The 25,992-nt window shown below is 64.8% G+C and carries 23 protein-coding genes; 10 read left to right on the top strand and 13 right to left on the bottom strand.

Annotated elements, in window-relative coordinates:
- Positions 1–53 precede the first annotated feature (53 nt).
- Entirely contained in the window at positions 54–1,187 is a 1,134-nt protein-coding gene (locus tag AC13C2_RS14785; RefSeq protein ID WP_482887285.1) for an alkene reductase, read from the bottom strand.
- Positions 1,188–1,282: 95 nt separating this feature from the next.
- Positions 1,283–2,521 (bottom strand): Y-family DNA polymerase, encoded by a 1,239-nt coding sequence (locus AC13C2_RS14780; RefSeq protein WP_482887284.1) that lies wholly within the window; start codon positions 2,519–2,521, stop codon positions 1,283–1,285.
- A 104-nt stretch (positions 2,522–2,625) separates the two neighbouring features.
- Between AC13C2_RS14780 and AC13C2_RS14775 the strand changes: the two genes are divergently transcribed.
- The 4 genes from AC13C2_RS14775 (at position 2,626) to AC13C2_RS14760 (ending at position 5,815) form a co-directional block, all read left to right on the top strand.
- A complete protein-coding gene (locus AC13C2_RS14775) occupies positions 2,626–3,558 on the top strand; it encodes an aldo/keto reductase (protein ID WP_482887283.1) in 933 nt (310 codons plus the stop codon).
- Positions 3,559–3,561: 3 nt separating this feature from the next.
- On the top strand, positions 3,562–4,023 hold the full coding sequence (locus AC13C2_RS14770) for an OsmC family protein (protein ID WP_482887282.1): 462 nt from the start codon (positions 3,562–3,564) through the stop codon (positions 4,021–4,023).
- 89 nt (positions 4,024–4,112) lie between these two features.
- Positions 4,113–5,168 carry an NAD(P)/FAD-dependent oxidoreductase gene (locus AC13C2_RS14765; RefSeq protein WP_482887281.1) on the top strand — a complete coding sequence of 352 codons (1,056 nt, stop codon included), beginning with the start codon at positions 4,113–4,115 and terminating at the stop codon, positions 5,166–5,168.
- A complete protein-coding gene (locus AC13C2_RS14760) occupies positions 5,165–5,815 on the top strand; it encodes a DUF938 domain-containing protein (protein ID WP_482887280.1) in 651 nt (216 codons plus the stop codon). The genes AC13C2_RS14765 and AC13C2_RS14760 overlap by 4 nt, the downstream gene beginning before the upstream one ends.
- Here the strand turns inward: AC13C2_RS14760 and hisG are convergent.
- Genes hisG through hisS form a run of 3 tightly spaced genes read right to left on the bottom strand, consistent with a single transcriptional unit; the run spans position 5,812 to position 9,193 of the window.
- Entirely contained in the window at positions 5,812–6,498 is a 687-nt protein-coding gene (hisG, locus tag AC13C2_RS14755) for an ATP phosphoribosyltransferase (protein WP_092759882.1), read from the bottom strand. The two genes, AC13C2_RS14760 and hisG, sit on opposite strands and share 4 nt — an antisense overlap.
- Positions 6,495–7,586: an ATP phosphoribosyltransferase regulatory subunit gene (locus AC13C2_RS14750; RefSeq protein WP_482887279.1), complete on the bottom strand. Its 1,092-nt coding sequence runs from the start codon at positions 7,584–7,586 to the stop codon at positions 6,495–6,497. Before AC13C2_RS14750 ends, hisG begins: the two co-directional genes overlap by 4 nt.
- On the bottom strand, positions 7,583–9,193 hold the full coding sequence (gene hisS / locus AC13C2_RS14745) for a histidine--tRNA ligase (protein ID WP_482887278.1): 1,611 nt from the start codon (positions 9,191–9,193) through the stop codon (positions 7,583–7,585). The genes AC13C2_RS14750 and hisS overlap by 4 nt, the downstream gene beginning before the upstream one ends.
- A 73-nt stretch (positions 9,194–9,266) precedes the next feature.
- On the opposite strand from hisS, the gene AC13C2_RS14740 reads away from it, so the two are divergent.
- A complete protein-coding gene (locus tag AC13C2_RS14740; RefSeq protein WP_482887277.1) occupies positions 9,267–9,461 on the top strand; it encodes a SlyX family protein in 195 nt (64 codons plus the stop codon).
- A 114-nt stretch (positions 9,462–9,575) separates the two neighbouring features.
- Here AC13C2_RS14740 and denD read toward each other — a convergent pair whose 3' ends face one another.
- From denD to nth, 3 genes are all read right to left on the bottom strand, one after another.
- Positions 9,576–10,556 (bottom strand): D-erythronate dehydrogenase, encoded by a 981-nt coding sequence (gene denD / locus AC13C2_RS14735; RefSeq protein ID WP_092759888.1) that lies wholly within the window; start codon positions 10,554–10,556, stop codon positions 9,576–9,578.
- A gap of 78 nt (positions 10,557–10,634) precedes the next feature.
- Positions 10,635–11,621: an adenosine kinase gene (locus tag AC13C2_RS14730; protein ID WP_092759890.1), complete on the bottom strand. Its 987-nt coding sequence runs from the start codon at positions 11,619–11,621 to the stop codon at positions 10,635–10,637.
- Between the two features lie 76 nt (positions 11,622–11,697).
- A complete protein-coding gene (gene nth / locus AC13C2_RS14725) occupies positions 11,698–12,348 on the bottom strand; it encodes an endonuclease III (RefSeq protein WP_092761175.1) in 651 nt (216 codons plus the stop codon).
- A gap of 104 nt (positions 12,349–12,452) precedes the next feature.
- On the opposite strand from nth, the gene AC13C2_RS14720 reads away from it, so the two are divergent.
- The 3 genes from AC13C2_RS14720 (at position 12,453) to AC13C2_RS14710 (ending at position 15,096) form a co-directional block, all read left to right on the top strand.
- A complete protein-coding gene (locus tag AC13C2_RS14720; RefSeq protein WP_482887276.1) occupies positions 12,453–13,319 on the top strand; it encodes a methylated-DNA--[protein]-cysteine S-methyltransferase in 867 nt (288 codons plus the stop codon).
- A gap of 150 nt (positions 13,320–13,469) precedes the next feature.
- A complete protein-coding gene (locus AC13C2_RS14715) occupies positions 13,470–14,120 on the top strand; it encodes a YiaD family glycine zipper/OmpA-like lipoprotein (RefSeq protein WP_092759894.1) in 651 nt (216 codons plus the stop codon).
- 208 nt (positions 14,121–14,328) lie between these two features.
- Positions 14,329–15,096 carry a FadR/GntR family transcriptional regulator gene (locus AC13C2_RS14710; protein ID WP_092759896.1) on the top strand — a complete coding sequence of 256 codons (768 nt, stop codon included), beginning with the start codon at positions 14,329–14,331 and terminating at the stop codon, positions 15,094–15,096.
- A 47-nt stretch (positions 15,097–15,143) separates the two neighbouring features.
- On the opposite strand, the gene ptsP is transcribed toward AC13C2_RS14710, so the two are convergent.
- Both ptsP and AC13C2_RS14700 read right to left on the bottom strand, forming a co-directional pair.
- Entirely contained in the window at positions 15,144–17,375 is a 2,232-nt protein-coding gene (gene ptsP, locus AC13C2_RS14705; protein ID WP_482887275.1) for a phosphoenolpyruvate--protein phosphotransferase, read from the bottom strand.
- Positions 17,376–17,607: 232 nt separating this feature from the next.
- Entirely contained in the window at positions 17,608–18,843 is a 1,236-nt protein-coding gene (locus AC13C2_RS14700) for an aspartate kinase (RefSeq protein WP_339641061.1), read from the bottom strand.
- A gap of 205 nt (positions 18,844–19,048) precedes the next feature.
- On the opposite strand from AC13C2_RS14700, the gene AC13C2_RS14695 reads away from it, so the two are divergent.
- Positions 19,049–20,251, top strand: coding sequence for a GAF domain-containing sensor histidine kinase (locus tag AC13C2_RS14695; RefSeq protein WP_482887274.1), 1,203 nt, complete (start codon positions 19,049–19,051; stop codon positions 20,249–20,251).
- A 319-nt stretch (positions 20,252–20,570) separates the two neighbouring features.
- Positions 20,571–21,887, top strand: coding sequence for an MFS transporter (locus tag AC13C2_RS14690; RefSeq protein WP_482887273.1), 1,317 nt, complete (start codon positions 20,571–20,573; stop codon positions 21,885–21,887).
- Positions 21,888–21,984: 97 nt separating this feature from the next.
- Here the strand turns inward: AC13C2_RS14690 and AC13C2_RS14685 are convergent, their stop codons facing one another.
- The 3 genes from AC13C2_RS14685 to glmU form a co-directional block, all read right to left on the bottom strand.
- Positions 21,985–22,659 carry a DNA alkylation repair protein gene (locus AC13C2_RS14685; RefSeq protein WP_482887272.1) on the bottom strand — a complete coding sequence of 225 codons (675 nt, stop codon included), beginning with the start codon at positions 22,657–22,659 and terminating at the stop codon, positions 21,985–21,987.
- Between the two features lie 133 nt (positions 22,660–22,792).
- Positions 22,793–24,598: a glutamine--fructose-6-phosphate transaminase (isomerizing) gene (glmS, locus tag AC13C2_RS14680; RefSeq protein WP_482887271.1), complete on the bottom strand. Its 1,806-nt coding sequence runs from the start codon at positions 24,596–24,598 to the stop codon at positions 22,793–22,795.
- Positions 24,598–25,941: a bifunctional UDP-N-acetylglucosamine diphosphorylase/glucosamine-1-phosphate N-acetyltransferase GlmU gene (gene glmU, locus AC13C2_RS14675; protein WP_424337606.1), complete on the bottom strand. Its 1,344-nt coding sequence runs from the start codon at positions 25,939–25,941 to the stop codon at positions 24,598–24,600. Before glmU ends, glmS begins: the two co-directional genes overlap by 1 nt.
- Positions 25,942–25,992 lie beyond the last annotated feature (51 nt).

Below are 25,992 nucleotides of genomic sequence, written 5' to 3'. Positions count from 1 at the left end.
CTTGTCGACCACGGAAGCTTATCTATCTTTCCCGGCCTTCATGGTTTGCCGCCTCAGGCCGCGACATCCTTCCGTTTCAGCGTCGGATAGTCCACATATCCCTCGGCCCCGCCGCCGTAGAACGTATTCGGATCCGGGTCGTTGTATGGCCCGTCGGCGGCGATGCGGGCGGGCAGGTCGGGGTTGGCAAGGAACAGACGACCGTAGCAGATGGCGTCGGCCCGGTCCTCGGCCAGCCATCTCGCGCCTTCCGCGGGGTCGAAGCCGCCATTGACGATCAGCGGGCCGTCGAAGGCCGCACGCATCGATGCGACGATCTCGCCTGCCGCGGCTGCGTCACCGCCGCCGTGGCTGTTGGGGCGGACGACGTGCAGATAGGCCAGCCCGCGCCCGGCGCAGAGTTTCGCCACCGCCGTATAGGTGCCCTTGGGGTCGGCGTCGGAACTTCCGCCCGCACCGCCCGAGGGCGACAGGCGGATGCCGATGCGGCCCGGCTCCATCTCTTCGGCCAAGGCGTCGAGCACCTCGCCGACGATGCGGATGCGATTTTCGACCGGACCGCCGTACTTGTCGTCGCGCGTATTGACCGACGAGCGGATGAACTGGTCCATCAGGTAGCCGTTGGCGGCATGCAGCTCCACTCCGTCAAACCCGGCGGCCAGCGCGCAGCGGGCCGCATGGCGATAGTCGGCGATCAGGCGGGGGATCTCGTCGGTGTCGAGCGCGCGGGCTTCGGGGTGCGGAAGGGTCGGGCCATCGGGGTGATAGTCACCGACAAAGGCCTCTCCCTCGGGCGTCCAGACCGATGACGATACCGGTGCCGCGTTGTTTTCCTGAAAGCAATTGTGCGAAATCGCGCCGACGTGCCAAAGCTGACAGAAGATGCGCCCGCCCGCATTGTGCACGGCGTCGGTGACCAGCTTCCAGCCCTCGACCTGCTCATCGGTATGGATCCCTGGCGTCCAGGCGTAGCCCTGACCTTCGCGGCTGATCTGCGTCGCTTCGCCGACGATGAGGCCGGCACCGGCCCGTTGCGCATAATACAAAGCATGCAGCGGCGTCTGGACATGACCGGGCACTCTGGAGCGCGAGCGGGTCAGCGGAGCCATCACGATCCGGTTGTCGAGCGTGATCGGCCCGATATCGAGCGGCGTGAACAGCGAGGCGTGGGCAGGCGTGTCGGTCATTGTCTGGCTCCAGAAGTAATCGGTTCACCTGCGACATAGGAGCGGATCGGCGCAGGCAAAGGTGCGCAGGCGCACGAGGTTCCCGCGATATCCGCCTATTCGTCGAACTCCGCCTGATCGGGAATTCGACCGAAGGCGATCTTCGCGCCGGTATAGGGCACCTTGTGCGGCGGCAATTCACCGAAGCGGATGGTGTCCTGACCGAACCGGGCATTGAGCGCGTCGATCTGGGTGCAGAGCCGTTCGCGCGCCGTCTGCTGCCCCGCCGCACGGTCTTCGAAAAGGTCGGCGACATGGGCCTGCCGGTCCTGCAGGCCGCCCAGCATGATCGATACCGAAAGGGGACGTGCACAGGTCAAGCGCGCCCAGTAGCGACCGAAGGCCTGCGACAGGGCGAAGGTATCCTGCGTCGCCGTGATTTCCCCGTCGTGCGATTGCCGTCCGTGCTGCGCACATTCCAGACCGATATGCAGCGACCGGGCGAACAGCCCCTCGCGGCGCAGGCGGGAGGCTGATTTGATCAGCAGTCTGCGCGCCACCGCCCGCGCGCCCTCGGGCGTCCGGTTCAGGGGGGTCAGGCGCTGCCCGTGGCCCAGCGAATGACGCCGCGTGGCGGGATAAACTACGGTTTCGCCGTGCAGCTGGCGCAGGAAGCGCTCTCCCTCGACGCTGCCCCAAAGGTGCCGGGCCCGCGCGGGGGTCATCGCGAAAAGCTGGGCCACGGTGTCGATTTCCGCACGCGCCAGACGGGCCCCGACCCCGCGCGAGATGCCGGGCAGGTCCCGCAACTGAAGATGCGCGATCTTGCCCGGCAGCACGTCAACCGTCAGCCAGTCAAGGCCCGCGGGCTTGTGCAGTTCCGCCGCGATCTTGGCCAGAAGCTTGTTGGGCGCGACCCCAACCGAAGATGTCAGCGCCGGATGCACCTGCGTCAGGATCGCGCGCTGCACCGCTGCCCCGATCTGCAAGGCGCGGGGCAGGACCTGCTGCGCCCCGGTCAACCGGCAGGAGAATTCATCCACGGAATGCGTCCGGTCGATCGGCAGAACGGTGTCGACCGCCGCCCGGATACGGTGGTGATACTCGACGAAGACGTCGTGTTTCGCCGCCCGAAAGACGATGCCGGGGCAAAGTGTGCGCGCCTCGGCCACACGGGTGCCCATGCCGATGCCGCGCATCTTGGCCTCGCGGCTGGCGGCGATCAGGGCGGCGCCGGGCGCATCCGTCGTCACCACGCCAAGGGGTCGGCCCATCAGCACCGGCTCCTCTGCCTGACAGACCGAGGCAAAGTAGGAGTTCATATCGAAGAAAAGGGTGGAGACGCGGATTTCCATGGTTCTGCCTGCAGATTCGGGGGCTCAAGCAAGTCTGGAACAAAAAGAGAACATTTGAAAGGTGCACGCTTGGCGACGGGGCTGGCCTGGGCTAGGATCAATCCATGACTGAAATCACAAGCCTGAACGGCACCGCCCTTTCGCCCCTTTGTTTCGGCACGATGCAGTTCGGCGGCAAGGCCGACGCAGCAGACAGCCGGGCAATGTTCGACGCCTGTCGCGCGGCGGGGGTGACATTCTTCGACACCGCCCATGTCTATACCGACGGCGCATCCGAGACCCTGCTGGGGGAGTTTGCGGCGGCCGAGCGCGAGAGTCTGATCATCGCGACCAAGGCGGCCTATGGTGAGGGCGCAGGACGCAGGAACATTCTCGACAGTCTGGAGACCAGCCGCAAACGGATGAAGATGGACGTGATCGACATCCTGTATCTGCACCGCTGGGACGGTGATACGCCGCTGGAGGAAAGCTTCGAGACGCTGGCCGGTCTGCAATCGAACGGCACGATCCGCCATATCGCCGTCAGCAACTTCGCCGCCTGGCAGGTGGTCAAGGCACAGGGTGTGGCCGCGACCTTCGACACCCGCATCGACATGATCCAGCCGATGTATTCCCTGGTCAAGCGACAGGCGGAGGTCGAGATCCTGCCGATGGCCGCCGATCAGGGTATTGCGGTCGCGCCCTACTCTCCGCTGGGCGGGGGGCTGCTGTCCGGCAAATACGCGCAGGGCGGCACGGGACGGCTGACGGAAGACGACCGCTACGCCGCGCGCTATGCACCGGACTGGATGCATGCCGCGGCGCGCGGGCTGTCGGAACTGGCGTCCGAGGTCGGTCTGCACCCTGCGACACTGGCCGTCGCATGGGTCGCGTCGCACCCGGCGGTCACCGCGCCGATCATCAGCGCGCGCAACGCCCAACAGCTGGCCCCGTCATTGGCCGCGTCGGACGTGACGCTGGACCCCGATCTGATGGCACGGCTGACCGCGTTGACACCGACGCCCGCCCCCGCGACCGATCGGCTGGAAGAGGTCTAGGGCGTGGCATCTGTCCACGTTGCTACCATCGAATGGGCTCGCGACGGGGCCGATTTCGCGGATAACGCCTATGCCCGGCGGCACCACTGGACGTTCGACGGCGGCGCGGTAATCGCGGCCTCCTCCTCGCCACATGTCGTGCCGGTGCCGATGTCCGATGCCAGTGCCGTCGATCCCGAGGAGGCATTCGTCGCTGCCCTGTCGTCGTGTCACATGCTGTGGTTTCTGGACCTGGCGCGGCGCGGCGGGTTCACTGTCGACCGCTACGCAGATGCGGCGACCGGCACGATGGGACGAACCGGCGAGGGTGCGTTCTGGGTCGCGAAGGTCGATCTGCATCCGGTGACGGATTGGGTGGGCGATAGCCCGGACGCGGCGGCATTGCGCGCGTTGCACGACGCGGCGCATGCGGCCTGTTTCATCGCCAACTCCGTCCGGTCCGAGATCGTCGTGCACCTGGACTGACGCAAGGGGCAGACTGATCGGTGTGAAAAACAGGGCGTTCCTGTCGTGCCGCTTGAGGGAGTCTGCCCTGATGTGACAGTGTTCCGCCCGTGGAATGGGATTTTCTGATTATCGGCGGGGGCATCGCCGGGGCATCTGTCGGCGCGGCGCTGGCTGAGCATGGCTCTGTCGCCTTGTGGGAGGCGGAGGACGTCTTCGGCTATCACGCGTCCGGCCGGTCCGCCGCCCTGTTCGAGGAGAGCTATGGCCTGCCGCCGGTCGTCGCGCTGAACCGGGCCTCGCGGGCGGATCACGCAGCGAATGGCTGGATGACGCCGCGCGGGTTGATGCTGCTGGCTGTGGCGGGACAGGAAGACACCTTCGATCATGACCTGACGCATATGGCGATGGAACCGCTGTCGCTGGACGAGGCTCGCGCGATGGTCCCGATCCTGTCGCCGGAGGTCACACGCGCCGCGCTGCATGTCGAGGCCTTCGATCTCGATACGGACGCGATGATCCAGACCGGACTGAGGGCTGTCGGGCAAGCGCGGGCCGGGCGGCGGGTGACCGCGATCACAGGCATTGCGGGCGGCTGGCGCGTGCAGGCCGGACCGAATGAAGTGACCGCGCGGCAGATCGTGAACGCCGCCGGACCCTGGGCCGACAGGATTGCCGCCCTGGCCGGGGTGCGCCCGCTGGGCCTGACGCCCCTGCGCCGATCGATGGCGCGGATCAGGGCACCCGGCGGTCACGACGTCGCCCGCTGGCCGATGCTGATGGGAGCAGGCGAGACATGGTACGCAAAGCCCGATGCGGGCGCGCTGATCGTATCCCCGGCAGAGGAAGCGCCGTCCGACCCGGGGGATGCCTTCGCCGACGACATGACCCTGGCGGAAGGCATGGCCCGCTATCAGGCGGCGGTGACGCCCGAGGTGACGCGCCCGATCTCGACCTGGGCCGGTCTGCGGACGTTCACACCGGATCGCTGTCTGGCGCTTGGCGCATCCGAGGTCGAGGGGTTCTGGTGGTGCGCCGGGCAGGGCGGCTATGGGTTCCAGACGGCCCCTGCCGCCGCACGTCTGCTGGCCGACCTGATTGCGGGGCGCGCGTCCGAACTCGATACGGCGACGGTTGCGGCGCTTGATCCGGGGCGGCTTCGATGATGCGCCGCCTTCAATTGCCGGATGCGCCGCTGCCCGACAAGGATGGACGGCTGACCGCCGCTGCCGCCGCCCGCAACCGCGAGGCCATTCTGGGCGTCCTGCTTCCCCGTCTGCCGCGTCAGGGCGATGTGCTGGAAATCGCGTCCGGCACCGGCCAGCATATCGCCGCGCTGGCGGCGCACCGGCCCGATCTGTCGTTCCATCCCAGCGATCCCGACCCGGTGCGCCGGGTGTCCATCGATGCCTATTGCACGGGTTTGCCAAATGTCGCGCAAGCGGGCGATCTGGATGCCTGCCAACCCGGATGGGCGATCGAAGCGGCAATGGATATGGTGTTGATCGTCAACCTGCTGCACCTGATTTCAGATGGCGAACTATCGATTCTGCTGGACGAGGTGCGGCGGATCCTTGCCCCGGATGGTCTGCTGTCGATCTATGGACCGTTTCTGCGGGGCGGCCAGACGACCAGCGACGGCGACCGTGCGTTCGATGCCAGCTTGCGGGCGCAGGACGCGGCCATCGGCTACAAGGAGATCGAGGCGATCCAATCCGTTCTGACCGCACTCGACCTGTCCGTCGAACTTGTCGAAATGCCCGCGAACAATCTGATGATTCTTGCACGAGCGCCCATGGTTTCGGGGCTTTAGACGCCCAACCGCAAGCGCAGATCGTCCAGGTCCGTCTTCTGCGATTTGGTCCACTTCGCCGTCCGCGACCGGAACAAGGTCGCCTGACTGGCATGGATCATGCCGTCGGACAGCACCTTCAGATGGTTCGCGCGCAGGGTCTCGCCGGTCGAGGTGATATCGGCGATCATCTCGGCGGTATGGTTCAGGACGGTGCCTTCGGTTGCGCCCTGACTGTCAACAAGTTGATAGTCAGCCACGCCGTTATCCTGAAGGAATTCGCGCACCTGCCGGTGATATTTCGTCGCGATCCGCAGGCGGTGCCCGTGCCGCGCCCGGAATTGCGCCGCGGCGGCGTCCAGATCGTCCAGCGTGTCCACGTCGATCCAGACCTTCGGCACGGCAAGGATCAGATCGGCGTGACCGAAGTCCATCCTGGCAAGGGTCTCGACCTTGCTGTTCCAGCGGGTCAGTTTTTCGCGCACCAGATCGCTGCCGGTGACGCCCAGATGAAGGCGTCCCTCGGCCAGTTCGCGCGGCACTTCGCCCGCCGAAAGCAGGACCAGCGCGATATCGGCACCGTCCACCCGGCCCGCGTATTCGCGGTCGGACCCGGTGCGCGACAGGGTCAGGCCGTGCTTCCCGAACCAGTCGAAGGTCTTTTCCATCAACCGCCCCTTGGACGGCACGCCAAGCCGGATCATGCAAGATCTCCCAGCAGGCCGGGGCGGATCACGCCACCGACGGCGGGTACGCCGCGTCCGCGGCCCAGAACGGATGTCAGCGCATCGTAGCGTCCGCCGGTCGCCAGGGGCGCCAGATCGAGACGGCCCGGCGCGGTAAACGTGAAGGTGAACCCGTCATAATATTCCATCGCCGTGCGGCCCCGTGCGGGTGCGAACGGCAGGGTGTCGGGCGTGTGACCCCGACGGGCCAACGCTGCGGCCCGCGCTTCCAGCCGGTCGATGGCCGGGATCAGGCTGGGCAGGTCGACGGCCATATCCCGCAACGGCGAGATCGCCTGCGCCATCGGGCAATCCAACGCAAGAAGCATGCCGATCACTTCGGCCTCGGTGTGCGAAACCGGCGGCAGGGCGGCGTCTTCCGTCAGTGCCCTGACACGTGCCGCGATCTCGTCCGCGCTGCGCAATCCGACGGCGGGGCCTGCCGCGTCGATCAGCGCTTCGACCGAGGTCCCGGCAACCTGTGCCAGCAAGGCGGTGCGCGTGGCGGGCACCGCGGCCTTGCCGGTGAACCGGTCCATCAAGCGGCGGAAGCGGCTGGGCCGCCAGATGTGACGGCGCAGCGCGGCACGACGCGGCTCGGACGTGGTCAAACCATCGACGGCGGCGGTCAGGATGCCCAGATCGCCGGTCACCGGATGGGTCGACCAAGGGGCGAGGGCCGTGGCGATCAGGTCGAAGACCTCCGCATCGGCGGCGGCGGGATCGGTGCCGTCGAAGACTTCGAACCCGACTTGCAGGTATTCGCGCGGGCGACCCTCGTCGACCTCCTGACGCCGGAAGACTTCGCCCGCATAACAGTACCGTGCGACGTCCGCCCCGTTGTTCATGTGCGCCTGAACGACGGGCACCGTGAAGTCCGGGCGCAGCATCGCCTCGCCCGTCAGCGGGTCATGGGTGGTGAAGGCGCGGGCGCGGATATCTTCGCCATACAGATCCAGCAGGGTGCCCGCCGGTTGCAGGATTTCGGTCTCGACAAGGGTCGCGCCCGCGTCGAGGAAACCTTGCAGAAGGGCCGCGGCCCGTTGGCGGTCGGCGGTGCGGATCATGCCAGAAGCGACTGGATGAATGGCACGAGGTCGGCCAGTTTCACTTCGGTCTGGGAGGGGTTTTCCTTCCATTCCTCGACCGTCGCGTCCTGCGCCAGTTTCGCGCCGAGGATCAGGTCCTTGACCTGCACGACACCGCGCGCGGCCTCGTCCGTGCCCTGGATGATGGCCGCCGGGGAGCCGCGTTTGTCGGCGTATTTCAACTGGTTGCCGAAGTTCTTCGGGTTGCCCAGGTAGACCTCCGCCCGGATGCCCGCCTGCCGCAGCGTGGCGCAGATCGACTGGTAATCGGCCATCCGGTCGCGGTCCATCACGGTCACGATGACCGGGCCCTGCGGCGTTCTGTCGATGCGCCCCTTGGCGGTCAGGGCGGCCAGCAAACGGTCGACGCCGATGGAAACGCCGGTGGCGGGCACGGCCTGTCCGGTGAAGCGCGTGACCAGATCGTCGTAGCGCCCGCCGCCGGCAACGGAGCCGAATTGCCGTGGGCGGCCCTTCTCGTCCTTGATCTCGAAGGTCAGTTCGGCCTCGTAGACCGGGCCGGTGTAGTAGCCGAGCCCGCGCACGACGGAGGGGTCGATGACGATCCGGTCGGGGCCGTAGCCTTGGGCGCCGAGGAGAGCGGCAATCTGCTTGAGTTCAGCGACGCCTTCTTGCCCAACCGGAGATTCTTCAACCAGTCCGCCAAGGTGATTGATAACCTGCCTGTTCCATCCCTCTAAATGCTCAGCGGCCTCGATAGCGTAAGGATCATCACTCCCCAATATCGCGCTCGGCAGATCGGCATAGCCAATTGATTTCTGGTCAGGGTTCGCGTTTTCGAACGCAATGCGGCTTTCTATCGTTTTCCGAGCATCGACGAAGCCCATGACGATGCTGGTTTGGTAGTCCGACAGCCCTGCTCCGTCTGTAAAGTCCCCGCTCTCATCCTTCCGCCCTTCGCCCAAAAGCGCGCGCACGCCTGCCGATCCCAGCCGGTCCAGCTTGTCGATGGCTCGAAGCACGATGCCGCGTTCGGCCTCCTTGTCGTCCCCGGCCAGCCCGGCAACCTCCATGACCCCATTCAGCACCTTCCGGTTGTTCACCCGGATCACGTAGTCCCCGCGCTCGATCCCAACGGCCTCCAGCGTATCCGCCAGCATCGCGCAGATCTCCGCATCCGCCGCCACGCTCGCCGTGCCCACCGTATCCGCATCACACTGGTAGAACTGCCGAAACCGCCCCGGTCCCGGCTTCTCGTTGCGCCAGACGGGGCCCATCGCATAGCGGCGGTAGGGCGTCGGCAGATCGTTGCGATGCTGGGCATAGACGCGGGCAAGCGGGGCGGTCAGGTCATAGCGCAGGGCCATCCAGTCGCCGTCATCCTCGCCCGCTTCCTGCCACGCGAAGACGCCTGCGTTCGGGCGGTCGACGTCGGGCAGGAACTTGCCCAGGCTCTCGACGGTTTCGACGGCGGCGCTTTCCAGAGCCTCGAACCCATAGAGGTGGTAGACCTCGGCGATCTTGTCCAGCATGGCCTTGCGTTCGGTCACTTCAGCGCCGAAATAGTCGCGGAACCCCTTGGGCGTTTCGGCCCGGGGGCGGCGGATCTTGTCTTTTTTGGCCATGTCGCTTCCGATCCCGTCAATCGCCCGCGTGCATACGTCCAGCGCCCTGCGCGCGCAACCTGAGGACACCTTCATGCAAGACCTCGAAGAACGCATCGCTCATCTGACCCGGCAGGTCGAGGACCTGTCCGATGTCGTCGCGCGTCAGGCCGACGAGATCACGACCCTGCAACGCCGCGTGTTGCGCCTTATGGAACGCGCCGCCACTGCGGAGGCCTCAGGCGGGGCTTCCATCCCGCTGGCCGATCAGCGCCCGCCGCATTGGTAGGGCCGCGCTGATCGACGAACCCACCGCGTTACGCTGGCACAGTCGAGGGACGGGTCGCAGGTTGGCAAGCCCCGAGCCTCAGGCGGAGGCGTCTCTGGCCTGCTGCGGTGCCGGTCAGTCGGCGACCGGGATGCGCCCGTCCAGTTCGTCCTCGATATGTGCGCGGATGATGGCATCCATGTCCGGCTCGGCCTCGAACCCCAGGGCGCGGGCACGGGCCGGGTCGAAGGCCTGCGGCCAGCCCGCCACGATCTTTGCGATCGTCGCGTCCGGTTCGCGCCGGATCAGCGCGACGGCTTTCGGTCCCGCGATCCGCTCCAGCGCCGCGATCTCATCGCCCACTGTGGCATCGACGCCGGGCAGCGACAGGGCGCGGTTCTGCCCAAGCGGCGTCAGATCCATCTCGGCGGCATGGATTAGAAACCCCACGGCGGCGCGGGGTGAGGCAAACCAGTGTCGTGTTGTATCGGGCACCGGCAGAACCGCCGGATCGCCCACCAGAGGCTCCCGCAGGATCGAGGAATAGAAGCCCGAGGCAGCCGCGTTCGGCTTGCCCGGCCGGATGCAGATCGTCGGCAGGCGCAGGGCGATCCCGTCCAGCGCGCCGCGCCGGGACAGGTCGGAGATCAGCATCTCTCCCATCGCCTTCTGCGTGCCGTAACTGGTCAGTGGCAAGGTCGGCTGATCGTCGGGGATGACATCGGGCAGAGGTGCCCCGAAAACCGCGATGGACGACGCGAAAACAAAGCGCGGGCGATAATCCTCCTGCCGGGTGATTGCGTCGCAAAGCGCCAGCGTGCCGTGCAGGTTGACGGCGTATCCCTTGTGCAGATCGGCTTCCGCCTCGCCCGAGACGATAGCGGCCAGGTGGAAGATCACGTCCGGTCGCGCGTCGATCAGGGCGGGGGCGGCGGCGGCGTCCGACAGGTCGGCGGCCAGGGCCGCGCCGGGCACCCCGTCGGGCAGCACCGGAGCCGTGATATCCACCAGGGTCAGTCCGGTGATCGGCTGGTCCTGCAAGCTGCCTTTCGCCACCAGGGCTGCCGTCAATTTGCGACCGATCATGCCGGACGCGCCTGTGATGAGAATGTGCATGGCCGTTCCTTCCGCCAGATATATCGTCACGCTAGGCGACGGGGCGGCCCTGTGCCAGCCCCGCCGGATCGCAGATCGTCAGGTCAGCCCATGTGCGGCGAATAACGCGGCCACATTTTCCTGCGGGCGGGGACCGAAGTGGCCGATGACTTCATGCGCGCAGACCACGCCCATGCGCGCCGCCGTTTCCAGGTCGCGGCCCGATGCCACGCCATACAGGAAACCGGCGGCGAACTGATCGCCCGCGCCGGTGGCGTCGACGACCTGCGTCGGCGTGACGGGCGCGGTCAAGCGGGTATCGCCCGACCGGACCCAGACGTCTTCTCCGCTGCGCGTGCAGACGACGACATCACAAACCTCGGCCGCCTTGCCGATGGCGCGGTCCAGATCGTCGGTTTCATACAGCGTCGTCCATTCGGCGGCGTTGCCGATGGCGATGTCCATACCGTCGGCGATCAGGCGCAGGAAATCGTCGCGGTGGCGGTCGGCACAGAACGGGTCGCTGAGGGTGATGGCGGATCGCCCGCCTGCGGCTTTCATTTTGGCGGCGGCCTCGGCGAAGGCGGTTTTTCCCTCGGGCTTGTCGAACAGGTAACCTTCAAGGAAGAGCAGCCCTCCGCCGTCGAACATGTCGGGCACTTCCGACGACGAGATATCGGCACCCGCCCCCAGATAGGTGTTCATCGACCTCTCCCCGTCGGGCGAGACGAAGATCATCGACCGCGACGTTGGCAGGTCCACGGCCTGCGGCGGATACGGAAAGGCCGTGCCGGACGCTTCCATCGTCTGCGCGTAAAACCGCCCCAGCGCGTCGTCTTTCACCTTGCCGATGAACGCCGTCGACAGGCCCAGCGCACCGATTCCGGCCAGCGTATTGGCGACCGATCCGCCGGGCGCTTCGACCCGTTCGGACATGGAGGCATAGAGAAGTTCCGCACGCTCCCGCTCGATCAGCTGCATGATGCCCTTTTCGATGCCCATCTGGTCGAGGAATGTGTCCGGCGCGGGCGAGATCACGTCGACGATGGCGTTGCCGATGCCGATGACGTCGTAGGTCTGGTTCATGGAGGCGTCCTTGATGATAGCGTCCGGGCGGGCGTTCTGCCGCCGCACGGTTGAGATATTTGAATGAAGTGATGCGTCAGGCCGGTTCGGTCTTGTCCTCGAACTGGCACAGATCCCGGATCAGGCAAGCACCGCATTTCGGTTTTCGCGCCACGCAGATGTAACGCCCATGCAGGATCAGCCAATGGTGCGCGTGGTGCTGATATTCGGCAGGCACGTTATCCTCGATGGCACGTTCGACGGCATCGACGTCCTTGCCCGGTGCAATGCCGCTGCGGTTGCCGACGCGGAATATATGGGTGTCGACGGCCTGCGCCGGATGACCGAACCACATGTTCAGCACGACGTTTGCCGTCTTGCGACCGACGCCCGGCAGGCGGGTCAGGGCGGCGCGCGACGATGGGACTTCGCCGCCGTAATCGTCGACGATCATCTGGCTCAGCTTGATGATGTTTTTTGCCTTCTGTCTGAATAACCCGATGGTCTTGATATGTTCGGTCACGCCGTCCAGTCCCAGTGCCAGCATCTTCTGCGGCGTATCGGCCACTGCGAACAATCCACGTGTGGCCTTGTTGACGCCGGCGTCCGTCGCCTGCGCCGACAGGGCCACCGCGACGACAAGGGTAAAGGCATTCACATGCTCCAATTCGCCCTTCGGTTCCGCCTCGGCGGTCTGGAAGCGGGCGAAGATCTCGCGCATTGCGGGGTAGGGAAGCTGTTTGGCCATCGGGCGGGGTATGGCAAGCGCGGGCGCAGGGGGCAAGGTTTCCGCAGGTTCCGGGTCGCGGGACGGGCGCGCCGGGCGTAGGTTGCGGATCAGGAGACAGCCTCATGACCGATCTTGCGCCCCACACCCGACCTGACACCGACAGTCGCTATCACTACGCATTGATGCGGCGTGCCATCGACCTGATCGACGCGCAGGCCGATTCGCCGCAGTCGCTGGACGATCTGGCCCGCCAGATGAATCTCAGCCCCGCGCATTTCCAGCGGGTCTTCAGCGCCTGGGCCGGGGTCAGCCCGAAGCGGTTCCGGCAATATCTGACGCTGGGCCATGCCAAGGTGCTTTTATCGGAGCGGTTCACCCTGCTGGATACGGCCCTGAGCACCGGCCTGTCGGGCACCGGACGCCTGCATGATCTGTTTCTGCGCTGGGAAGCGATGTCGCCCGGCGAATATGCGCGCGGTGGCGCGGGTCTGACGATTCGCCACGGCTGGTTCGACGGACCTTTCGGCGAGATGCTGGTGATGGCGACCGACCGGGGCATCTGCGGGCTGGCCTTCTCGTCCGAGACCGGGCGCGACGGAGCATACGCCGACATGTCCAGCCGCTGGCACGCCGCGACCTTCGTGGAAGACGCCGCAGCGCTGGCCCCACAGGCGCAGGCCCTGACGGATTTGCGCGGCGAGGCGCATCTGCACCTGATCGGCGCGCCGTTCCAGATCAAGGTGTGGGAGGCGTTGATGCGCATCCCCTCGGGCCACGTCACCACGTATGGCGAGATCGCGAATGCGGTCGGCAACCCCAGGGCGGTGCGCGCCGTAGGGACGGCTGTCGGCAGAAATCCGGTCAGCTGGCTGATTCCCTGTCACCGGGCGCTGCGCAAATCCGGTGGACTTGGCGGGTATCACTGGGGTCTGCCGGTCAAGCGCGCCATGCTGGCATGGGAGGGTGCACGACTGGACGCGACCGGATGACCGACGACTGTTATTGCCTATCTGGCGATCCGCGCGCACCTGCTGCGGCGGACGCCCGCGCACCAGGTCAGAATCCGACCGTGACGATGGAACGGGTTATCGCAATCGTGCGTTGTGCCACGGCATAACCGAAAAACCGGAAAGACGGACATGACCCTATTCAAGACCCCCCTCGTAATTGCCCTTGGCGGCACGCTGACCCTCGCGGGATGTGTGGATGTCACGACGGGCGAACCGAACCGCACCCGCAACGGTGCCCTGATCGGTGCCGGTATCGGTGCCGCAGCCGGTGCCATCACCGGCGAAGGCAGCCGCCGTGACGAAATCCTGATCGGCGCCGCGGTCGGTGGACTCGCCGGTGGGGCAATCGGTGCCAACTTGGACCGTCAGGCCGCCGATTTGCGCCGCCAGTTGGGCGATGATCGCATCCTGATCACCAACACCGGCAACGAACTCATCGTGACTCTGCCTCAGGATATCCTGTTCGACACCGACAGCGCCGCGCTGCGGGCTGACCTTCAGGCTGACATTCGTGCCCTGGGTCGCAACCTGAACCAGTATCCGAACACCCGCGTACAGGTCATCGGCCATACCGACAGCCAGGGTTCTGCCGCCTACAACCAGGATCTTTCGGAACGTCGTGCCCGCGCCGTCACCAATATCCTGCTGCAGCAGGGTGTGCCGGGCAATCGTGTGATCCCGATCGGTCGGGGCGAATCGCAGCCCGTCGCGTCCAACAATACTGCCGAAGGACGTCGTCAGAACCGCCGGGTCGAGGTCATCATCACACCCACCCGCTGATCCGATCCGATCAATCAGTCGCAGGCCTCCGGTTCATCGCCGGGGGCCTGTTGCATTGGGGGAACCGTAGTTTCTGTAATGCTTCAATGCTGGAATAACTTTTGCCGCCCTCCGCTCCGCCATTCCCGGCAACCGGGCAGGGAACGCAGTTTCCGGTTGCGTTCCTTCTGCGTGGTCATATCTTCTGACCAATTCCCGGAGCGTCCCCGTGCCATTCCAGAAGATCACGTCCGAAAAGCTGGCCTCTGCCGTGACCCGGCAGATCGAACAGTTGATCCTGCGGGGCATCCTGCGTCCGGGTGATCGTCTGCCGCCGGAGCGCGAGCTGTCGGACAGGATGGGCGTGTCGCGCCCCTCCCTGCGTGAGGCAGTGGCGGAGTTGCAGGACCGTGGATTGCTGGCAACCCGCGCCGGGGCCGGGATCTATGTCGCCGATGTTCTGGGCAACGCCTTCTCGCCCGCGCTGACCCGCCTGTTCGCCAGCCACGAAGACGCGCTCTTCGACTATATTGCCTTTCGTCGTGACATGGAGGGGTTGGCCGCCGCCCGCGCCGCCACACATGGCAGCGATACCGATCTGGCGCTGGTCGACACGATCTTTCGCAAGATGGAAGCCGCCCACGACAAGCGCGACCCGACCGACGAGGCGGCACTGGACGCTGATTTTCACATGGCCATTGTCGAGGCGTCGCACAACGTCATCATGCTGCACATGATGCGCTCCATGATGGACCTGCTGCGCGAAGGCGTGTTCTACAATCGCTCCGTCATGTTCCGGCAACGCACGACGCGCGACACCCTGCTGGATCAGCACCGGACGATCAACTTGGCCTTGCAGGCGCGCGATCCCGAGGCTGCGAAACAGGCGATCGAGGCACATTTGAACTATGTCCGCGGCAGCTTGGCCGACCAGAAGGAAGCCGACCGGCACGAGGGCGTGGCGAAGCTGCGGTTGCAGCAGGAGGTCGGGCGCTAGGCAACGGCGACCAGATCCCCATCACCGGCCACGTCACACCGGCCACATCACCGCGCGCGCAGATAGTCCATCACTGCGGGCCGGACGGTCTGATCCCCCGCCTCGCGCGCTGTTTCTATGACCCGGCGCACTTCACCCAGATCGGCCTTCAGCAACATGTTCTTGACCGGGCCGATGGAGGCGGGCCGCATCGACAGGCACCGCAGACCCATCGCTGCAAAGCACAGCGCCTCGACCGGGCGACCGGCATCCTCGCCGCAGAACGACACCGGGGTCTTCGTTTCGGCGCAGCGGCTCACGATCTTGTCCAGCAGGGACAGATAGCTGACATTGAGCGTGTCATAGCGACGGCGCACCCGCTCGTTCTCGCGGTCGGCGGCGAAGAAGAATTGCTTCAGGTCATTGCCACCGATCGAGATGAAATCCGCCTCCTCGAAAAACTTGCGCGGAGCGAAGGCCATCGACGGCGTTTCCAGCATCGAGCCGACGCTCAGGCTTTCGGGTAAAGCGTGACCCAGCGATTTCTCGCGATGAACTTCGTTCAAAAGATGCGCCCGCGCCTCGAGAAACTCTTCCATTTGTGCGACGAATGGGAACATGACCCGTAAGGGACGACCGTTGGCGGCGCGCAACAGCGCCTGCAACTGCATCCGCATCACGCCCTTCTTGTCCAGTCCGACACGGATCGCGCGCCAGCCCAGTGCCGGATTCGGCTCCTCGGTGGCCTTCATGTAGGGCAGCACCTTGTCCGAGCCGATATCCAGCGTGCGGAACACCACCGGCTTGTCGCCCGCCGCATCCATCACACCCGAATACAGCGTCGCCAACTCACCGCGTTTGGGCACCTTGTTGCGGGTCAGGAACTGAAGCTCGGTGCGGAACAGGCCCACGCCCTGCGCCCCCGATGTGGGCAGGGACGGAAGATCCGCCATAAGCCCGGCGTTCATCATCAACTCGATCCGGTGACCGTCTTCCGTCACGCAGTCGGTATCGCGGATCGAAGCATAGCGCTGCTGCGCCCGTTCGGCCATCGCCAGCTTCTCGCCGAAGGCTGACCGCACCATGTTGTCGGGCCGCAGATGTACGATACCCTGATCCCCGTCGACCAGGATTCTGTCGCCCGACAGCGCCTCGGTGACGATGCCCCGCGCCTGGATGACCAGCGGTATGGCCCATGCACGGGCCACGACAGCGGCATGACTGCCGACCGATCCGTCCTCCAGCACCACACCGCGCAGCGTGCGCCCGTATTCCAGCAACTCGCCCGGCCCGATGTTGCGCGCCACAAGCACAGCGTTGTCGGGCAGCGTGCCCCGGTCGCGCCCCTGTCCCGTCAGCATCCGCAACAGCCGGTTCGACAGGTCGTCCAGATCCGCCAGCCGGTCGCGCAGATACGGATCGGCCCGCGCCATGCGCGCGCGGGCGACGGTCTGTTCCTTTTCAACGGCGGCCTCGGCGGTCAGGCCGGCGTTGATGTCTTCTTCCATGCGGCGCAGCCAGGACCGGGAATAGGCGAACATGCGAAAGGCTTCGATCACCTCCTCCTGTTCGCGGTCGCCCGAGGCCTGCGTCAGCATCCGGTCGACCGACAGCCGCAGCTTGTCGACGGCTTCATTCAGGCGAACCTTTTCGCCCTCGGGGTCATCGCTGACCGGATTGGAAATCACGACACGCGGATCGTGCAGATGCACGACACCCTCGGTGGCGCCTTCCTGCCCGGTGACACCGCGAAACAGCACCTGCTGACGGTGCCGCGGCTTCAGGGCCTCGCCCTCGCCGGTAAACGCGCCCAGTTCGGTCATTTCGGCCAGAACCATCGCCACGACCTCCAACGCATAGACTTCGTCGTCGGAAAACTCCCGCGCGTCCTTGGACTGCACCACCAGAACCCCCAGCCGTTCGCCCAGACGCTGTAACGGCACGCCGAGAAAGCTGGAATATACCTCCTCGCCCGTTTCCGGCATGTATCGGAAACCCTTGGTGGATGGAGCATCGGCGGTATTGATCGGTGCCCGTCTGCGGGCGACGCTTCCGACCAGACCTTCGCCCACGCGCATCCGGGTGACGTGGACAGCGTCGGGGTTCAACCCCCGCGTCGCGCATAATTCCAGCGTCTGGTCGTCGCGATGAAGATAAATGGAACAGACCTCGGTCGCCATCGACGAGGCGACAAGCGTCACGATCCGGTCGAGCCGTTCCTGCCCCGCAGCTGCTTCTGCCATGACGGCCTGAAGCCGCCGCAGAAGTTTGCGGCTGTCACTGTCTTTTGGCGCTGACATTTCTTGCCCCGGCTTGCCTGTTGCGACCGACCCTACGCGAGCGGATGCCGAAAGGGGAGGGGCGACGTCGCCCCAATGGCCCTACAGTGTAACGGGATCACGACATTGCCCAACAGACAGGCACGCGCCAGACCCCGGTTTTTCTCGGCCCTGACACCTCCTGTAGCGTCTGAACGTACGGTGTCATGCACTTGCGGTCGGTCTCAGAATGCCGCGTAAGCGCGATGTGCGGCTACGCTTTCTCCAGTCCGAACACGTCATGAAGCGCCTGGACGGCCAGCTCCATGTATTTGCGGTCGATAAGAACGCTGATCTTGATCTCGGAGGTGGTGATGACCTTGATGTTGATGCCCTCCGCCGAGAGTGCGCCGAACATCCTGGCCGCAACGCCCGCGTGGCTGCGCATACCGATGCCGACGACCGAGACCTTGCTGACATCAGTGTCCGCGATCAGATCATGGAAATTGATCTCCTCGCGCGCCATCGCCTCCCGCACCGCCTTTTCGGCCCGCGCGACCTGATCGACCGGCAGGCTGAAGGTCATGTCGGTCCGCCCGTCTTCGGCGATGTTCTGAACGATCATGTCGACGTTCACGCCCGCCTCGGCCAGCGGTCCGAAGATCGCCGCCGACACGCCGGGCCTGTCCGCGACCGAGATCAGCGTCATCTTGGCCTCGTCGCGCACAAAGGCGACTCCGGCGACCACGTTGCTTTCCATGATGTCCTCCTCGGCGCAGACCAGCGTGCCCGCATCATCGCCCATATCTTCGAAACTCGACAGCACCCGCAGGCGCACCTTGTAACGCATCGCCAGTTCGACCGACCGCGTCTGCAACACCTTGGCCCCCAGGGATGCCAGTTCCAGCATCTCCTCGAAGGCGATCCGGTCCAGCTTGCGGGCCTTCGACGTGATCCGCGGGTCGGTCGTATAGACGCCGTCGACGTCGGTATAGATATCGCAGCGCTCCGCCTGATGGGCCGCCGCGAAGGCCACAGCCGTCGTGTCGCTGCCTCCGCGCCCCAGAGTCGTGATCCGGCCTTCCGCCGATACGCCCTGGAACCCCGCGACCACGGCGACCTTCATGCCCTCGGCGAACTTGGCATCGAAATTGGCAGTCGGAATATCCATGATCCGCGCCGTGGAATGCGCCGAGGAGGTCTTCACCGGCACCTGCCACCCTTGCCACGACCGCGCATCGACGCCGTTTTCCTGCAGGATCAGCGCCAGCAACCCGGCCGTCACGTTCTCGCCCGACGACACCACCGCATCGTATTCGCGCGCATCAAAAAGCGGCGAGGTCTCGTTCACCCAGCCCACCAGTTCGTTCGTCTTGCCCGACATGGCCGACACCACCACGATCACCTCGTAGCCCTTGGCCACCTCGACGCCCACGCGCTTGGCCACGCGGCGGATGCGGTCGAGATTGGCGACGGAGGTCCCGCCGAATTTCATGACGAGTCGCGGCATGGCGGCCCCCGGTGATTGGTCCGGGGCCTGTTAGGCGAGGGGGGCGTCGGGGGCAAGTCGTCGCGGCGTCGGGATAAATACGAACCCGATCCCTAATCGTCCGCAATAAGTCGCCGTCGAATCAGGGCGCGCCGGGGTGACGACTTGTGATAACTGCATTACGTTGCTCGTTATTCGGGCGCGAATTGGCATCAGGGCAACACCAGTGAATGTATCAGAAGATTTTTCAGAAGACATCGAATCCATAGGCATAAACAAGATTGTCCCGACTCTGCTGGAGACGGCTCTTCTGGCCACGGGCATGGGTTTTGCCGCCGTCGCCCGCGTAACAGAATCCCGCTGGGTCACCTGTCAGGCAGTGGACAACATTTCCTTCGGACTGACTCCGGGCGACGAATTGCCGGTCGAGACGACGCTCTGCCACGAAGTTCGCCAGTTCGATCAGGAAATCGTCATCGACGATGTGGAGGGCGATCCGGTCTATCGCGATCATCATTGCCCCGTCCGGTATCAGTTTCGCAGCTACATCTCGCTTCCGATCTACAGGGCCGACGGTTCGTTCTTCGGGACCATCTGTGCCATCGACCCCGAACCACGCAGCCTGAAACGGGATGCCGTCGTCTCGATGTTCCGGCTGTTTGCGCGTCTGATCGGCGAAAGCCTCGATACCGAGGCGGTCCTGGCGCAGAATCGCGACGATCTGAAGCGCGAACGCAACCTGACCGACGTGCAGGAGAAGTTCATCGCGATCCTGGCCCACGACCTGCGCAACCCGATCAGTGCCTTGTCTGCCGGTTTCCGACTGCTCGAAAGGGACAAACCCAACCCCAGGTCAAGTCAGCTCATCGGTTTGATGAAGGGGTCCGTGCAACGCATGTCTCTGCTGATCGAGAACCTGCTGGACCAGGCCCGCAGTCGGGACGGCGGCGCGATCATCATCGAGCATAATCCGGAGACGACACTGGAGGCGGCACTCCGTCAGATCCTGTCGGAGTTTCAGGCCACCGCCCCGGAACGGATCATGGACATAGAGATCGACATCCCCGGCACCGTGTATTGCGACAGTGCGCGTATCGCGCAGCTTTTCTCGAACCTGGTATCCAATGCGGTCACCCACGGGACCTCGAACCAACCGATCGTTGTCAGAGCGGTCATCCAGGACGACGACTTCGTCCTGTCGGTCGCCAATTCAGGCACGCCCATCGCGGGCGAACAGATCGAAACGCTGTTCATGCCCTATGAGCGCGGTGTGGACCGGCCCAGCCGGGAAGGTCTGGGACTGGGCCTGTTCATCGCCTCCGAGATTGCCAAGGGGCATGATGGAACGCTGGACGCCTCATCCGACGACCGGATAACGGTTTTCACGTTCCGAATGCCGCGCGACGCGCGGGTGCGTCAGACCGGCTGACGGGAAGTCGGGGTTCAGGTCTGACCCGGTCGCGGCGCCCGCCGTCACGCGCCGGATGCGGTCGAGGTTGGCGACGGAGGTGCCGTCGAATCTCATGACGAGTCGCGGCATGGCGGCCCCCGGTGATTGGTCCGGGGCGTGTTCGGCGCGGGGGACGTCGGGGGCAAGGTGGGCGTGGGGGATGAACCACGTCGCACGAATATCTGATGAGCTCTTTGACCCAATTAGCAACTTTCTGAGGCGCAGCGAATGGCAGCTTTCCTCAGAGCAAATAGAGAGTTACGTCTGACTGGTCACTCTTGCCATCAAGGCTCATGCGATGTTTTCCATCCTTGCAGACCGCACCTATCGACACCTGTTCCTGGCACAGATCGTCGCGCTGTTGGGCACCGGGATGGCAACCATAGCACTCGGGCTGCTGGCCTACGATCTGGCGGGCGACCGCGCGGCGCTTGTTCTGGGCACGGTGTTCACGATCAAGATGATCGCCTACGTCGGCATCGCGCCCATTGCTGGGGCCTTTGCAAACCGCTGGCCCCGACGCGCTATGCTGGTAAGTCTTGATCTGATACGTGCCGTCGTCGCGCTGAGCCTGCCGTTCGTGACCGAAATCTGGCAGGTCTACATCCTGATCTTCATGCTTCAATCCGCCTCGGCGGCTTTCATACCGACGTTTCAGGCCACGATCCCCGACGTTCTGCCGGAAGAGAACCGCTACACCCGGGCCCTTTCGCTCTCGCGGCTGGCCTACGATCTGGAGAACCTGATCAGTCCGGCACTGGCCGCGATCCTGCTGGCTTTCGTCAGCTACCAAGTGCTGTTCTATGGGACCGTCATCGGGTTTATCACCTCCGCTCTGCTGGTCGTCTCGGTGGTGTTGCCAAGTCCGCAACCCATGGCCCCGCGCGGCATCTATGACCGAACCACGCGCGGGCTGCGTATCTATCTGGCAACGCCAAGGCTGCGTGGACTTCTATCACTGAACCTCGCGGCGGCTTCTGCCGGGGCGATGGTTCTCGTGAACACCGTCATTTTGGTGAAATCCGATCTGGGCCTTGGCGATACGCAGGTTGCCATGGCGCTTGGTGCCTTCGGTGGCGGCTCCATGCTGGCGGCACTGGGCCTTCCCCGTCTTCTTGACAGTCGGCCAGATCGACCTGTGATGATTGCGGGTGCGCTAAGTCTGGTCGTCGTGCTGCTGGCATCGGGCTTGTGGGTCGCCGTCGCTGGACCTGTTTGGAGTGTCCTGCTCATCGGCTGGCTCGCAATCGGCGTTGGCTATTCCGTTGTGCTGACGCCCTCGGGCCGGCTTCTGAAAAGGTCCGCCCACCCTGAGGATCGACCTGCGGTCTACGCCGCCCAATTTGCACTATCGCATGCCTGCTGGCTGCTGACCTATCCGTTGGCAGGGTGGCTGATCACGGCGTTCGGGGCCGTCGTCGGATTTATCGTCCTGGCACTGGTGGCAGGCACTGGGCTATTGGGAGGGATGCTGTTTTGGCCACATCAGCAGGATGCGTCGCTTCCGCATAATCATGATGATCTACCACCGGATCATCCCCATCTCGCGGGTCGGCTTACGCATAGCCACCCGATCGTGATCGACGATTATCATCCGCATTGGCCACGGGCATGAGGGACGCCCTTTTGACATCGACCTCATAGCAGACCTGCAAGCGACCAAGGTCAGGGTCCATAAAGTCCTGCGAAGCGGTCGCTGCGCGCGAAGCGATCTAAGTCCTCAGAAACGCCGCGACCCGCGCCGGATCCCGCTTCGCCAGATCCCGCAGCCACCCTTCCACCGCCTGCCGGATCACGGGACGGTCGTCTCCGGCCATTCCGGCCAGCCAGCCCAGCACCCGCTCCCGCGCGGCAAGGTCTGCCTCTGACGGATGATTCATCTTGGCCCAGGGCGCGGTCGCTGCAATTGCCGTGCGCCGGGTCCAGACGTTGGCCGCCTGCATCCAGTCCGCGACCACATCCAGCCGCGCCGGGTCCGCCATCAGGCGGCGGGAAATCGCACCGGCCCCTGCGTCGGCAATGGCCCGGCAGTCGAATTGCACCACCCATTCCGTCAGCCGCGCCCAGACCCCGTCGTCGGGCCGGATGCGCGCCTGCGTCAGAAGTCGCAGCGCCAGAAGCCGGGCGTCGAAAGTGCCGTCCTGCCATAGCGCGTCTGCAAGGATGACCCGGTGATCCACCGACAGCTTCTCGCGCAGCGTTCTGGCCAAGTCCCCGAGGGCAGAAGCAGGCACCCCCAACGTCTTGCGCATCGTCCTGTTGGCCGCCTTGTCCCGCGCCGCGCGACCCGCGTCGCCAAGAGTGTGCAATTGCGCCAGCGCCTCAGCCACTTTCGCCGTCAAGCCGGTGTCATGTGCGGGGGACGTGGCAGATGTCTCATCCGTCATGTCGGCAACCGTCCGTCCGTGGACGCGGCGCACCGCACCGTTGCCGATGAAGAGCCAATGCTCGGTGCGAAAATCAGGTATGATCTGGATAATACCTTCGTATGCACTGTCGTATGTACGTCCCGCAGGCCCGTCATTCGACCGTCACCGACTTCGCCAGATTACGCGGCTGATCCACGTCGGTGCCTTTGTGGACCGCCGTGTGATAAGCCAGCAACTGCGCCGGAAGGGCATAGAGGATCGGGGCGAAAACCGGGTCGATCCTTGGCATCACCAACACCTCCCAGACCCCGTCGGAGGCCTGTTTTGCCCCATCGGCATCGGTCACCAGCAGAACCTGACCTTCACGGGCCATGACCTCCTGCATGTTGCTGACGGTCTTCTCGAAAAGCGGATCCATCGGCGCGAAAACAACCACGGGCAGCGTCCGGTCGACCAGCGCGATGGGGCCGTGCTTCAATTCACCGCTGGCATAGGCTTCGGCATGTATATAGCTGATTTCCTTTAGTTTCAGCGCGCCTTCATGGGCCAGTGGGTACATCGGGCCCCGGCCGAGGAACAGGATGTCCGACGCCTCCGACAGGCGTGAAGCCAAAGCCTCGCAGCGTTCCTCGATGGTAAGACCTTGCGACATCAACCCCGGCAGGAGCTTCAATCCCGCAACCAGTTCCGCCTCGCGCTGGGCGTCGATCTCGCCGCGCTGCACCCCTGCCGCGATGGCAAGACACAGAAGCACCGCGAGTTGATTGACGAAGGCTTTGGTCGAAGCCACGCCGACCTCGACCCCGGCATGGATCGGGTAAATGATGTCGCTGTCGCGCGCGATGCTGCTTTCGACAACGTTCACCACCGACAGAATCGCCCGCGCTTTTCCCCTAGCATACCGCAAGGCCGCCAAAGTGTCGGCAGTTTCGCCCGACTGGCTGACAAAAAGTGCTGTGGTATCAACGCCTACCGGCCCTTCACGGTAACGATATTCCGATGCGATATCGACTTCGGCAGGCAGGCGGGCCAGGGCCTCGAACCAGTATTTGGCGACCGAACAGGCGATCTGCGCCGTGCCGCAGGCGACCATCTGTATGCGGTCGGTCGCGGAGAAATCGTAATCGGTGGGCAGAACGATCCGATCACCCTCGATGTAGCGGGAAAGCACACCCGACAGGGTTTGCGGCTGTTCGTGAATTTCCTTGCCCATGAAATGCCGGTGACCGGCCTTTTCGATCCGCGTGGCATCGACATGAATGCGCTTCATTTCCCGGTTGGTCTGGCGGCCATCGGCGTCGAAGATGCGAACACCGGCACGGGTCACCACGGCGCGGTCGCCCTCCTCCAGATAGGTCAGGCGGTCGGTCAGCGGGCCGAGCGCGATTGCGTCGGAGCCTACGAACATTTCGTTGTCGCCATGGCCGATGGCCAAGGGCGATCCGACGCGCGCGGCAATCAACAGGTCAGGTTCGCCGTCGAACAGGAAACACAGGGCATAAGCCCCTTCCAGCCTGTCGATGGTCGCAAACGCCGCATCCTGCGGCTCCATTCCGTCTTCGAGAAACAATTCGCAAAGGCGAACGATGACCTCGGTGTCGGTCTCGCTTTCGTAGGGGCCGGAGGCTTCGCGGCGCAACTCGCGGAAGTTTTCGATGATGCCATTATGGACGACGGCGACGCGGTCCGCGCGGTGCGGGTGAGCGTTGGCGACGGAGGGCGCGCCATGGGTCGCCCAGCGCGTATGTCCGATGCCGGCGAAACCCGACAGGGGGTCCGTCACCAGAAGATCGGCAAGGTTCACCAGCTTGCCGACCGCGCGGCGACGATCCAGCACGCCATCTTCGACGGTGGCGATCCCGGCGCTGTCATAGCCGCGATATTCCAGCCGTTTCAGTGCCTCGACCATGATCGGCGCGGCCTGGTGTTTGCCCAGTATTCCGATGATACCACACATCAGCTTGTCTCCTTTGCGGCGCGCAGCTTTGCCATCAACCGACGCGCGAAGCCGTCCTTGTTGACCTGTCTTGCCCGGCCCAGCGCCAGCGCACCGTCCGGGACGTCCATTGTCACGACCGAGCCGGAGGCCGTCATCGCATCGTCCCCCACGCGGACCGGGGCCACCAGCGCGGTGTTCGACCCGATGAAGGCATTCGCACCGATCACCGTGCGATGCTTGAATACGCCGTCGTAATTGCAGGTGATCGTGCCCGCGCCGACGTTGGCCCGCGCCCCCACGTCGGCGTCGCCGATATAGGACAGGTGGTTCAGCTTCGCGCCTTCGGCCACTTGCGCATTCTTGACCTCGACGAAGTTGCCGACGCGCACACCCCGGTCCAGCTCCGCGCCGGGACGCAGGCGGGCGTAGGGCCCAACGACGCATTCGTCCGCAACATGGCAGCCTTCCAGGTGGCTGAAGGCACGGATCGTGGCACCGGATTCGATGGTGACATCGGGACCGAAGACCACGTGCGGTTCGATCACGACGTCGCGCCCGATTACCGTGTCATAGGCCAGAAAAACCGTCTCGGGTGCCGTCAGCGTGGCACCGTTGTCCATCGCCTGGGCCCGCGCCTTGTCCTGAAAGGCGGCTTCCGCAGCGGCAAGATCGGCGCGCGTGTTGACGCCCATCGTCTCGACCTCGGGGCAGGTCACGACCCGTGCCGACATGCGCGCCGCCCGCGCCAGACTGACGATGTCGGTCAGGTAATATTCACCCGCCGCGTTGTCGTTGCCCACATGGTCGATCAGATCGAAAAGGGTGTTGGCATCAGCCGCGATCACGCCGGAGTTGCACAGGGTAATCGCCAGTTCTTCGGGCGTGGCGTCCTTGGCCTCGACGATCTTTTCCAGCCGGTCGCCGTTCGCGACCAGACGCCCATACCGACCGGGTTCAGTGGCGCGGAATCCGAGAACCACGATATCCGCGCCATCGCGCCGGGCGGCCTGCATCGCCTCCAGCGTTTCCGGGCGGATGAATGGCGTATCGCCGTAAAGCACGATAACATCGCCATCGAACCCGTCCAGTGCAGCGCGGGCCTGCGCCACCGCATGCGCAGTGCCCAGTTGTTCGGTCTGACGCACGACGACGGCGTCTGCGTCATGAATGCGAACCATCGCCGCCACCCGGTCGCCGCCGTGGCCCGCGACGATGACAGTGCGGTCCGGTGACAGACTTTCGCCCGACCGCAATGCATGGACCAGAAGCGGCGCTTGCGCCACGCGGTGCAGGACCTTCGGCAGGTCGGATTGCATGCGGCTGCCCTGTCCGGCGGCCAGAACGATCAACGCTGTCGGCATTAAATATCTTTCCCTGAGTCACAGGCCGTTCTAACCGAGGGTCGATATGCT

Source organism: Jannaschia sp. L-14R, from assembly GCF_056857695.1.
This window is presented reverse-complemented; position numbering and strand designations above follow the sequence as displayed.